The following is a 13,061-nucleotide window of genomic DNA, read 5'->3' as shown; positions in this document are numbered from 1 at the left end:
CTGTACAAATTTTGGCCGATTATTTAGTAAAAAACAGATTCAGTTTTTGTATTTTTGACTAGATCAGATTTTTTAACATTATGGGCAAAGCAAACTTTACTACCGATGACCACCTGTACATGCAGGTAGCAACGGGTCTTGAAAAAATGATCACTGATGATGTGTTGAAGATCGGTGACAAACTCCCTTCGGTTCGTTTACTGAGTGAAGAGTACGGCATCAGTATGGGCACGGCTTTCCAGGCTTATTATCATTTGGAAGGAAAGGGATTGATTGAATCAAGACCTAAATCAGGATACTATGTTCGTTTCAACCAACGGCGATTTCCTGATTTGCCAAAGATCATACAGCCTGATGTTTTATCACATGATGTGAGTGTAAAGGAAATGATCTCTTCGATCTACTCTGATATTGCTTCACACAATGACAAAGTAATCAATCTCGCAATGGCTGTTCCCGATGTTTCCTTATTACCTGCCGCCAAAATCAATAAATCGGTAATGCATGCCTTGCGCAACAGTAAGGATCACTGCATCAGCTATGAACATACACAGGGCAATATTGAATTGCGTAAGCAAATAACCAAGCTGGCTTTTAACTGGGGTGGAAAGATAAAACCTGATGAAGTATTGGTTACTACCGGTTGTCTTGAAGCTATCACGATCTGTTTAAAGGCTGTTACCAAACCGGGAGATACCGTAGCTGTGGAATCACCCAATTATTTCGGCATTTTCCAGGCTATTGAAAACATGGGGTTGAAAGTAGTGGAAATATCTTCTTGTTTTGTTAGCGGGCTCGACCTGGATTGTTTGCAGGAAGTGATTAAAAAATTCCCGATCAAGGCTTGCGTAGTGATACCCAATTTTAATAACCCATTAGGCGGGTGCATGCCCGATGAGAACAAAAAGAAACTGGTTGAGATCATTACAAAGCATAATATCCCATTGATAGAAGATGATATTTACGGTGAATTATATTTTGGGAAAAACCGGCCACGTACCTGCAAGTATTATGATACCAAGGGAATGGTGATGCATTGCTCTTCATTGACCAAGTCACTGGCGCCAGGTTATCGTGTTGGCTGGACCATTCCTGGAAAATTTTTAGAACAGGTAAAGCAAATAAAAAGAATACACAATATCAGCTCTCCCACTCTTACACAGGCCGCTATGGCGCATTTTCTGCAGAATGGCCGCTATGAATATCATTTAAAAAATTTGCGTAAAGCCTTATACACCCAATGCCTTCGGTATATGCAGGCCATCATTGAATATTTTCCTGAGGATACAAAAGTATCCCGGCCACATGGCGGATTTGTATTGTGGGTGCAATTAAATAAAAAAGTGAATGGCTTTAAGTTGAGGACAGAAGCGATGAAGCATCATATATCCATAATGCCGGGAAAGATATTTTCGGCCAGTTGTAATTATAGCAACTGTATCCGTATCAGTTTTGGTAAACCCTGGGATGATGATGCCGATTACGGGTTGATGATGTTGGGAAAATTGATACAGAAAATGATGTAAGTATTTTCCGTCTTTACGTACGTGGCTGGAAGCCACATAATGGCTATACGAAGCGAAGACGCTTCGTATAGCTTGGGCAGTGTAATTCTTCTACTGACACTTAAATAATATAAAACCAAGGATAGTATCATTTCGCTTAATATAAAAACTATCGGAGTTTTTTTCTTTTAGAATAACATCCCCTTTTTTAGCATAGTCAAAATACAAAAGATTTAGTTTATGATTTATTCCGCTAAAGCAAAATGAGGTATCAAAATTTTTCACTCTTGTTTCTATTCCTGGGCCATAGTCATCTTTGTAGTATCGAACGTATATTATTGAATCGTTAAAAGATATTGAAGCAATATCTTTTATTAATATAACCTTATGCTCCTTTTTAAAAATTACTCCAAATATTGAGATTACACAGACTATCACAAACAACACTATCAATATATTTTTAATCTTCATAAAAAATATTCATTGATTTTTCCAAGGTCTTATCCTTGGGCAATTTAACCAACATTCAATTTCCCCCACTCTTCCTCTTAAAATAAAAATACAAAGGAACCCCAACTGCCGTTATCACCAATCCCAATACAGAATTAATAACGGGCTGCCGGTCGTTTAAATAATTGGTCACATCATTCCAGATGGTCATCACTACATAAAAAGAAGAAAATGCAATAAACAGGATGGGTACCACCGGGTAGCCCCAAATTTTGTAAGGTCTTGGCTGATCAGGCATTCTTTTGCGAAAGAGGAAAATGCCTATTGCACCAAATAAATAAGCGATCCAGGTGATGAATACAAACATATCGGCCAGCATATCAAAAGACCCGGTGATGATAAAGGCAGATGTCCAGACTGCATGCAGCCATACAGCATTACCCGGTGTATGGTACCGTGTATGTGTCTTCCCCGCCCAGGGCAAGAATACCCTATCTTTTCCCATTGCATAAGTGACACGACAGTTAGCCATGACATTTCCATTGACAGAACCTAATGTACAGATAACAATCATAGCCGCAACAATGGCTCCGCTTGTATTTCCTAATGCAATGGATATGGCATCTGATGCCACGAGAGAAGAACTGGCTAATTTTTCAACCGGCAATACATATAAATAAGCCTGGTTTACTAACACATAAATAATAATACAGGCAAACACACCTACTATCAGGCTTCCTGGTATATTTTTTTGCGGCTGTTTTATTTCACCTGCGATAAATGTAACATTGATCCATCCATCATAAGCCATAAAAGCGCCGGTCATAGCAACAACGATACCGCTAAGCAAACTCATCCCCTCTTTGGGGTTTTCTGCCTGGAAGAAATTTTGAAAAGATCCTTTGCCTGAAAAAAGTATCCCTGCGATCAATGCACCGATCACACCCATTTTTACAATAGTAGAAATTAATTGAAAAGAACTTCCTGCTTTTACACTCCGGTAATTTAGTGCCGAGAGCATGATCACTATCGCTACAGCCAACGATTTGACACCAAAGTTTTGCAAAGGATACAGGTCGCCGATAAAAGGGATATGCCATACAAAGGCTTGCTCAGTTGTTATGTCAAACCTGGGCAGTTGCAAAAAATAATCGGCATACTGTGCACATACAAATGATATAGCTGCCACTGCCGCTGTATTAATAACAGCAAATGCAGCCCAGCCATATAAAAAAGCAAAGAACTCACCGAACATGCGGCGAAAGTAGGTATAGATGCCACCCGTTTCCGGCATCATGGCGCCCAGTTCTGCAAAGATTAGTGCACCAAATAAAGAAAACAGGCCTGCGATTATCCAAACCAGCGTCAGCCAAACAGGAGAACCTAATTGCGCAGCCATCGTAGCAGGCTTCATAAATACACCCGAACCAATGATGCTGCCAACGACAATAGATGTTGCTGACCAAAAGCCAATCTTTTTTTGCAGTGAGTTTTGTTGATTCATCCTGATTTTTTGAGCCACAGATAAACGCAGATGTACACAGAATACTTAACAATTTTTATACTTCGTGTCATTTGTGGCTTTTAAAAATCTGAGTTAATCTGTGTTTATCTGTGGCTAATAACGCTATTCTTTTTAGCTGGCCACAGATAAACGCAGATGTACACAGATAAATGTTTTAAAAATTTGTGCGATTCGTGTCATTCGTGGCGTTTTCTTATCATTGAAGGAATTGAGCCAGCAGTTCATGAAAATGATGTGTTCCTCTTTCTCTTGTAACCGAATATCTTCCGTGCTTATAAAACCTGGACTGAACTCCTTTTTGCACCTGTTGCACAATTTCTTCATCTTCCATTTCCACTTTATCTAACTCACCTCCGGCGCCTGTGCTTCGCAACTCTTCTTTCCAAACATAAATACGAAAAGAGACTTTTGTTTTATCAACTGCCAGCGGTTGCACGATATTAATAGATAAACCCCATGGGTAAAAATTGAACATCATATTGGGAAATACCCAGAAATAATAAGCAGCTACTTTTTTTCCATAGTCAGGTGATGAGGAAGGCAGATCGAAACAATTTTCACCCGTCTTACTGATGCCGATCTGCAAACTGGAAAAAGGATAAAACAATTCGGTTGAATAATCCGTAAAATCAATCGCCGCATTCAAACCGGCATGTACAAAAGGAATATGAAACCCTTCCAAATAGTTTTCACAATACAAGGCCCAATTGGCATTGATATAATAATCTTTGGAAAGATCAGGCCGATGCTGAAACTCATCTAAAGGCAACCACGCAACCCTTTGCATCATATCTTTAAAAAAAACTGTCGGGTCATATCGCTGATTTAACGAAGTGAATAATAATTTTCCCCATTGAAATAAAGGAAGCCTGGTCAGATCATCATCCGGTGAAGGAAAATTTTTTACTTCTTTAAACTCCGGCATTGATTTAAACTGCCCATCCAAATGAAAGAGCCGGCCATGGTACCTGCATCGCAGGTTAGATAACCGGCAGGATTCGTACACGAGTAGGTTGCCCCGGTGTGTACATACATTAGACAGGCAATGCAGTCCTCCTTTCTCATCGCGGGTGAGCAGCAAAGGCTCGCTGATAAACTTTTCCAGCAAAGTAAAAGGATAGCAGGCGCCATTCGTTTTTATCATATCTGTATCACCAGCTAACTGCCAGGATGCGGCGAATATCTTTTCCTTTGCCATTTCAAAAAACTGCGTCGATTTGTATACTTCAGTGGAAATGGTATGGGCTTGTGAAATATCTGCATCAACAAAAAATTTACTCATAGCAGTCAATTTATTTGGAAGATAAGAAAGTGTTGCTGAAAATACCGGGGGACTGATAGATGGAGGCTCCAACTTGATATAATAAAAAAGCTCCCCCGATAAAGGAAGAGCCAAACTATTTGTTTTCTGGTTTCAACCCGAATATAGCGATCATAAGCAGCGCTACATACCTACGGCCCGGATACTAGTCTTTCCCGGTAGGATTAACAGGTAAAGGAAGGAGATGGATCCCAGAAAGGAAAAGAACTATTTTTTTGCTTGCGGAGACTAAGGTAGAAATAAGAACTTTCACTTACAATATTGTTAAGAAATAAATATTAGCTGGCAGCAGCGATAGTAAAAGTTATTAAGATAAATGATCAAAGTATCATTCAAATGCCATAACTTAAAGGAACAAGTTATCCTGCTGTTCACCTTCCCCGTTTCATTCATCACGTAAAACACTGAACATGGCACTTGATTTAGCAGACGCAGCAAAGAACCTGTTGCCGGGTGACCTGGTCGCTAAAGCCGCTAACTCACTTGGCGAAAGCGAAAGCAGTATCCAAAAAGCAATTGGCGGCGCTATACCTTCCGTATTGGCGGGCATGTTGAATAAATCTTCTTCAACAAGTGAGGGTGAAATCCTGGATCTTGCAAAAACTGCGGCGGGAAGCGGTATTCTAAGCAACCTGTCCGGGTTATTTGATAGCAGCGTTCCAACTGCCGACAGCGTCAGAGCAACAGTGATGGGATGGCTTCGGTCGCTTTTTGGAGATAAGCTAAATAATATTATCAATGCTATCGCAGGCTTTGCCGGAATCAAGTCTTCATCGGCCAATACTGTGCTGAGTATGGCCGTTCCAGCGGCTTTAGCCCCGGTTGGTCAATATGCGACAGAAAACAACCTGAGTGAATCAGGTTTGAATACTTTTTTACAAAGTCAAAAAAATGATATCCTAAGTGCTGTTCCCTCCGGGCTAAACCTTACCGGGGCGTTGGGCATCGCCAGCCTGGATGATATTGGTGGCAAAGTTACCCATGCGATTCCTTCTGCTACGGCACATGCCGGGGGTGAATTCAAAACCGCTACTTCATCGGTCAGTCAGTGGCGGGGGCCATTCATCCTGGTAGTTGTGGTAGCAGTTTTGATCTGGTTTTTCAGCAAAAGAGGTTGTACGAATGAGGGCACTTCCACTGCTACTGATGATACAGCACACACCACTTTATCACCGGTCCCACCTGTTTCAGATCCCGACCTTGCAAAAACATCCGGTGGCACGCTTGACACCGTTACAGGCAACTATGTTTACGATACCGGGCAGGAGATAGAATTGAAGCTGGCTGATGGAACCATATTAAAAGTCGGAGATAATAGTACGGAAGCCAAATTGTTTAATATGTTGAGCAATGCAGCATGGACGGTTGATACGGTTGATAAAACAAAGAATTGGGTCAGCTTTGACCGGGTTTATTTTGAAAGCGGTAAATCAGTACTGACCGCTGCTTCGCAAACCCAGGTGAAGAACGTAGCAATCATTCTCAAAAACTTTCCTTCCGGTTCTATTAAAATTGGCGGGTACACCGATAATGTTGGCGATGCGGCTGTCAATAAAAAAATATCGGATGCAAGAGCAAAGGCAGTAATGAAAGAATTGATCAGCATGGGAGCCGGCGCCAAACAAATTACAGAAGCCATTGGCTATGGTCCCGAACATCCGGTATGTGCTGCGAATGATACACCAGAATGTAAAGCGCAAAACAGGCGGGTTGATCTGAAAGTGGCGTCAAAATAGTTTACCATTAAACTTTCGATACAAGGTTGTCTCAATGATGAGACAACCTTTTTATTTAATGGATCGGTTACTGCCGGTCAATTTGTATTGGCGCTATAAACAACCTGCCTGCCGGCAGGCAAGTACAAAATGTATGATACTGTTTTGCTGATTATTAATATTTGCTATTTTTAATCGTAGAGCATGTAACATAAATTTACGTAAGGACAATTACAATCGACCATGATAAAACTTTTGCAGACAGAAGAAAAATTAGGCTATAATATTCCTAAGTATTTATTTGATTTCATCGCAAACCTCGACAAGCCTGAAGTTCAGTTTGGACAGGAAGAGTGGTTATTTGGGACGGTAAATGATAATCCAGAAGATATTGACGACAATTTCATTTATACACATTCTATTGACTTTGAAAATGAGTGGAGCAGAAAAGGTCTTGTATTTGCAACAAATGGCATAGGGGACTACTTAGTAATGCTTAGAGACAATGATAACATGAGTTTCTTGCCGAAAGTTTTTGTTATAATGCATGAAACAGCTGAAATAAAAACATTTGCTGATAATTGGAATGATTTAATTGAACAAGGTCCGGAAGATTATTTCTGGAATGATGAGTTCTATTTAAAGATTGACGATAATGATAATGTCGTTGAGTGGAAGGATTACAAAAAGACACCAAATAAGGAATATAAATCGGTATCTGATGACATAGAAGATTCCGATATAAGCAATGACTTTTTTGATGATGATTATAAGCTCCGCAGCCATTTAGATGATTTGATAGACTATGGAAAAATAGAGCTTACAAGTGAAATCATCCAAGGACTTGAAAAATTGGCAGATTGTAATGAACAGTCGCATAAAGTATGGGCATTAAATAAACTAAGTGACATATATTTTAAAGGTTTTGGACCTATTCCTGCTGACTTATCAAAGGCTCTTGAATATAATCAAGCGGCAATCAATTTAAACAGTCACAAAGCATATTCTAATCGGGCTGCGTGCTATTTCTTTGGACTGGGGCTAATAAAGGACTTATACAAAGCATTAGAATATGCGACAAAAGCAAATGAATTGTCGAAATCAAATTCTTTTGCTGATATTTTGGCGACAAAAAAAGATGGCGGCATGTATGACAACTTAGTTGACATGATAGAAAAAGAAATCGCAAAAAAAAAGGATTAACTGCTGCTTACATTGCATTGAGTTTAGCGGGGCGACTCAAGAACAATCAGCGACAAATCGCTAATCAGCTTCGGTTCCGGGTTGGACGAGCAATGAATGCCACCACATCGCCAATGCGCAGCCGTTGACAGAGTATAACTTTATAAAAAATCCCGCTTCACCGAAGCAGGATTTAAAAATTTCACTTTTACCTTTTCTCTTTTCACTCACCCACCACTCCCCTATTTGTACATCTCTTCCTTCAGCGTCTTTACTCTTTCATCGGCCAGGTATTCGTCAAATGTCATCAATCGGTCGATGATACCTTTGGGTGTTATTTCAATAACACGATTGGCAACAGTTTGCATAAATGTATGGTCATGGCTGGTCAACAAAACAATTCCCTTATAGTCGGTAGACTGTTCGTTGAAGCTTTGAATGCTTTCGAGGTCGAGGTGGTTAGTGGGTTGATCCAATAAAATCACATTGGGACTTTGCAACATCATCCGGCTAAGCATGCAACGAACTTTCTCACCCCCACTCAATACATTTGTTTTCTTCAGTACATCATCCCCACTAAACAACATCTTACCCAAAAAGCCACGCAAAAACGGTTCGTCAACATCTTTCACATGATCCGGAACATATTGACGAAGCCAGTCCATCAGGTTTAGCTCGCCTTTGAAAAACTCACTGTTTTCCTGTGGCAGGTAAGCATGTGTCACCGTGCTGCCCCACGCATAAGAACCACTATCGGCAGTTGTTTCACCAGTGATGATATCAAAGAAATTGGTAACAGCAAGCGGATCACGGCTCAGCAAGGCGATCTTATCTCCTTTGTTTACATTAAAGGTTACATCTTTAAAAAGAACCCGGCCGTCAATCGATTTGGTGAGCTTTTCAGTATTTAATATCTGGTTACCTACTTCTCTTAATTGCTGGAAAATGATACCGGGATATTTTCTATAGCTTGGTTCAATTTCTTCAATCGATAATTTTTCAAGGGCTTTCTTCCGGCTGGTAGCTTGCTTGCTTTTGGATGCATTGGCGCTAAAGCGGGCAATAAAGTCGATGAGGGCCTGGCGTTTTTCTTCAACCTTTTTATTCTTATCATTGATCTGGCGTGCCATCAGTTGTGATGACTCATACCAGAATGTATAGTTACCCGTGAAGATTTTTATTTTCTGCCGGTCAACATCCGCTACGTGAGTACAAACAGCATCCAGGAAGTGACGGTCGTGGCTCACCACCAGCACGATGTTTTCATAGTCTGCCAAAAAATTCTCGAGCCAGCTGATGGTTTCAATATCCAAACCGTTGGTAGGCTCATCCAGCAACAGAATATCAGGATTTCCAAAAAGTGCCTGGGCCAATAATACCCGCACTTTTAATGTAGAGGGAATGTCCTTCATCAACATACCATGAAATTCTTCCTCTACACCCAACTCACCCAATAACATGGCGGCATCGCTTTCTGCCGTATAACCGCCCATTTCACCAAACTCGGCTTCCAGCTCTCCTGCTCTCATGCCATCCTCTTCTGTAAAATCGGCCAAAGCATAAATGCTTTCCCTTTCTTTTGCTACTTTCCACAATTTCGCATGCCCCATCATCACCGTATTCAACACCGTATGCTCGTCGAACTCAAACTGGTTTTGTTTAAGTATCGCCATCCGCTCGCCGGGTGTAATACTAACGGTTCCTTTGTTTGGCTCTATTTCGCCGCTTAATATTTTGAGAAAAGTACTTTTGCCAGCACCATTGGCGCCAATTACACCATAACAATTCCCTTTTGTGAAATTGAGATTTACTTCTTCAAACAACACTCTTTTGCCGTAGGCCAGTTTCAGGTCTTTTACGCTTATCATATTTTACCACTGATTTTTGGAGGCGCAAAGGTAAGGAAACTTGAGGGGGCAGCCAGTTGAAAATAATATAAAAAACCGTTCCCTGTTTCCGGTTACAGGTTACCGGTAACAAACAACTAGCAACGTCAATTTATCAGCACTTTCCCGTCGACAATCTTTCGACCGCTGGCATCGCCTACAACTACGAAATAAATGCCTTTTGCCCTGTTTCTTAAATCAATTTCATGCAACTGGTATGGGCCGGAAAAGCTAAACTCTTTGCTATACACTTTTGCTCCCTTAGCATCATAAATAGTGACACTCTGTTTGGTTGAGACACCTGATGCATTGTAATAAGAAACTGTAAACTGTCCGTTATTTGGGCTAGGATATATAAACAGCCTTGCGCTGGCAGTAGCCGTGATAGTAACTATTTCTGACTCATTCGTGCAGGTATTACCATCGGACCATGCTTCTGCAATTTGCACCTGGTAATTTCCCAAACCTGTAACATCAGCAACCAATTCATTTCCTGTCACACTGATGGGCGTTTGATCTTTCAGCCAGGTGGTTGTCACAACTCCACCTGTTGATGCGGATGGGGTGGCCGTCAATGTTGTACTCTGGCCAGGCAACAAGCTCGTGTAAGGATCTGCCGTCAAGCTAACCGATGGCTCGTTGTGCACTGTGAGGACAACGATAGCAGATATAGTTACGTTACACTGACCGGTCACCAACGCCCGATAACGGTTATCATCCTGAGCCGCACCTACATTGCTAATAGTAAACGTAGGAGAACTAGCCCCGTTTACATTTGTAAAACTTGTTCCTCCATTCGTGCTGACCTGCCACTGGTATGATTTCACGTCAGAAGCAGACGCAACACTAAAATTGGCTGTAGAACCTTCGCAAATACTCACATTAGCCGGTTGTGAGGAAATGACAGGACCAGCGCCAGCCTGAATAATAAATGTCAGCGGTTGTTCACGAACAATTGACCCGGACGTTCCTACCACGGTAACAGTATATGTACCATTTGCTAATGCATTTACATTATCCAGGGTAACAACGGTGCTTTCTCCGGGATTGATAGTAGTCTGGCTAAAGCTCACCGATGAACCGGCGGGAACATTAGTGGCAGAAAGGTTGATTGGGACTGCATAGCCAAAAACCGATTCTGTTGACAAGGTTATCGACGCAGTGGTAGCCGCCGGATCAGCACAATTCACCTGTCTTGATGCCGGTATAACGAAATTAAAACCGGCAGTCGTTGATGTAATTGTAAAATTGTTATTGGAGATATCATAAAAAATATTTCCAACGCCGATCACCTTTATTCTTGCCTTAGTTGTAACATTGTCCGGTACTATTATTTGCTGACTTCCATCATTGGGTGTACTTGCCAAAATGGTAACAGGAAATGTGTAACCGCTATCCAATGAAAGCAGGATACTTACATTAGCACAATTCACCGGGGCATTGTTGGTGTTTGCTACATTCCAGGTTACAGTTTGTACTGTACCTGCTTCCCACGAAATACCAGCAGCATCCGGCGCTGTTAGCACGAAAGGTCCACTGTTTTCATCCACAGTAATAGCTGACTCATCATAGCAAACCCCTCCGCCGCCAGCACGGTTATCACGGGCGGTCAACCTGAAATTCATAGTACGGCCGTAAGAAGGCAGTATCTCTCCCATAGTTGTACTATTCCTAATCTGGTCAGATAATTGAGGGAAATAACGGGTGCCGGTAGATACAGGAGCAAACGAACGAAACAAGGGAGCATCTCCGGTCGGGCTGTTCCAATTACCGGCCGGCCCCGTATCCATTTGTTCCCACGAATACGTTAGCGCATCGTTGTTAGCATCACTGGCAGTACCGGTAAGGCTAAAAAAAGTTGATTTGGGTATAATAAAATCATTACCGGCATTAGCGACAGGGGCCGTATTACCTGTTGCAATAAGTGTGGCACAGGTAGCCCCATTTTCGTTAGTCGTGTATGTATTGATCTCATCCATGCTGACGGCATGAAAATATGGGATACTGTTTACGGCAAGATTGTTTGTGGTGCCGCAAATGCCTGCATAACTCATAATTGTAATGCCACTGCCTGGTTCCACGGCTGTTTCAGCACTGCGATTGCCACTACAGGAACTTGTTGTTGCATTAAAAGTGTGGTAAGCCCCAAACTGGTGTCCCATTTCATGCGCTACATAATCGATATCATAAGGATCACCAAAAGGTTCCGTCAAACCTGTCACACCTCTCGCTTTTGAACCTCCGCACACCGATGAAAGTTGGGCGATGCCACCCGCACCTGTACTAAATGTGTGCCCTATATCAAAATTGCCTGTACCTATCTTGTCGGTTATCACTGTTTGACTTTCGTCCAGCAAGGCGCTACCGTCATCGTTGGCGGTAAAAGGGTCAGAGGTTGCATTGGTAAAGACGATCAAATTATTATTGGCTACCAGGTTTAAACTGATGCCTAATTCCCGTTCATACACCCCGTCCACGCGGTTGATGGAGGTGACAATAGCTGATAATGTTTGTGCAACCGTAGGATTGGTAAAACCGGTTGCCGCTACGGCATATTCTCCCGTGCAAGCGACAGCGAGCCGATAGTTCCTGAGTTGCGGGCCAATACAAGGCCCCCCCATCGGCCGGTTGAGGTTAACTTTATCTTTTTCATCAGCCGGCAGCAACCCTATTTCTTTGAATGGCTCTTTGCGGTTAAAATCATGTTTGTAATAAACGACATAGTTTTTTAAATCCTGCTGGCGATAGGGATCGATAAAAATATGACCCCTGATGTCGGATAATACCATGGCATGAAAGCCTGTTTCCGTATAATCAATTTTAATAATGGCGGAAGGATCATCGATGCCCTGCCCGGTGTATGTTTTAATAGAAGGAAATTTTGCAGCAAGACCGGGCTCCATTACGGCGCTTTCCCAAACGGAAAATTTTGCGGTTCCGCCATAGGGCATTGGCAATTCCAGCACCGGGGCCTGTGATCTGTTGGCCAGGCCGTTTAAAGATGAAACTGAATTTAAAAATTTTTGAAGGCCAGGGTTGTCCAGTACAACTGTTTTATATTTTTCGGGAATAATGACCCGCTTACCAATGCCTGCTGTTATCCCGCTTTCCCTGGCTTCCGCAAAAAAGTTATTTTGAGCAAACAATGAAAGTGAAAAGATAGTGGTCAGCAGCAACAGTAAACCAACCCGGCACGAAATAAGCATGAGTCTCATTTAGGTTCTTTGATTGACTAAAAATATCAATAATTTGTTGCTCTTCCATAGTTCTCAAAACAAAAAACAAGGGCTTTTTGCCTCTTTACCGACGTTCAGGCAAATTGTATCGATGTATGAAGGAGTTATATTGATAAAATAGGAACCAGTTAACACTTTTAATACGGAACAGGGATAATGCAGATTGGACGTATTTAGACTGATTTTTTCCAAACCAGCCGTTGAATAACATTTAAAGACCAGTTGCCACATTGGCTCCCGC

Annotated in this window: 8 protein-coding genes; 3 read left to right on the top strand and 5 right to left on the bottom strand. The window is 41.8% G+C overall.

All coding sequences use genetic code 11. The features are described 5' to 3' along the window. Positions 1-80 precede the first annotated feature (80 nt). Positions 81-1,526, top strand: a complete 1,446-nt coding sequence (locus P2W73_RS19115) for an aminotransferase-like domain-containing protein (RefSeq protein WP_276503698.1) — start codon at positions 81-83, stop codon at positions 1,524-1,526. A gap of 90 nt (positions 1,527-1,616) precedes the next feature. Here P2W73_RS19115 and P2W73_RS19110 read toward each other — a convergent pair whose 3' ends face one another. The 3 genes from P2W73_RS19110 to P2W73_RS19100 all read right to left on the bottom strand — a co-directional run bounded on the left by P2W73_RS19110 (position 1,617) and on the right by P2W73_RS19100 (position 4,762). After that, a complete protein-coding gene (locus tag P2W73_RS19110; protein ID WP_276503697.1) occupies positions 1,617-1,976 on the bottom strand; it encodes a hypothetical protein in 360 nt (119 codons plus the stop codon). A 55-nt stretch (positions 1,977-2,031) separates the two neighbouring features. After that, the gene (locus P2W73_RS19105) at positions 2,032-3,459 is read right to left on the bottom strand and encodes an APC family permease (RefSeq protein ID WP_276503696.1); all 1,428 of its coding nucleotides are present in this window, start codon (positions 3,457-3,459) and stop codon (positions 2,032-2,034) included. 217 nt (positions 3,460-3,676) lie between these two features. Then, positions 3,677-4,762: an aromatic ring-hydroxylating oxygenase subunit alpha gene (locus tag P2W73_RS19100; protein ID WP_276503695.1), complete on the bottom strand. Its 1,086-nt coding sequence runs from the start codon at positions 4,760-4,762 to the stop codon at positions 3,677-3,679. A gap of 449 nt (positions 4,763-5,211) precedes the next feature. On the opposite strand from P2W73_RS19100, the gene P2W73_RS19095 reads away from it, so the two are divergent. Beyond that, positions 5,212-6,537: an OmpA family protein gene (locus P2W73_RS19095; protein ID WP_276503694.1), complete on the top strand. Its 1,326-nt coding sequence runs from the start codon at positions 5,212-5,214 to the stop codon at positions 6,535-6,537. Between the two features lie 222 nt (positions 6,538-6,759). Next, complete coding sequence (locus P2W73_RS19090) at positions 6,760-7,719, top strand: SMI1/KNR4 family protein (RefSeq protein WP_276503693.1); 960 nt, start codon at positions 6,760-6,762, stop codon at positions 7,717-7,719. 221 nt (positions 7,720-7,940) lie between these two features. Here the strand turns inward: P2W73_RS19090 and P2W73_RS19085 are convergent, their stop codons facing one another. Together P2W73_RS19085 and P2W73_RS19080 are read right to left on the bottom strand one after the other, a co-directional pair. Further along, a complete protein-coding gene (locus P2W73_RS19085) occupies positions 7,941-9,566 on the bottom strand; it encodes an ABC-F family ATP-binding cassette domain-containing protein (RefSeq protein ID WP_276503692.1) in 1,626 nt (541 codons plus the stop codon). Positions 9,567-9,691: 125 nt separating this feature from the next. Next, entirely contained in the window at positions 9,692-12,799 is a 3,108-nt protein-coding gene (locus P2W73_RS19080; RefSeq protein WP_276503691.1) for a zinc-dependent metalloprotease, read from the bottom strand. Positions 12,800-13,061 lie beyond the last annotated feature (262 nt).

The sequence above is a fragment of the Terrimonas pollutisoli genome (assembly GCF_029360765.1).
Taxonomy (GTDB): Bacteria; Bacteroidota; Bacteroidia; order Chitinophagales; family Chitinophagaceae; genus Terrimonas_B; species Terrimonas_B pollutisoli.
Note: the sequence above shows the minus strand (reverse complement) of the source record. Positions and strands in the feature narration are given on the sequence as shown.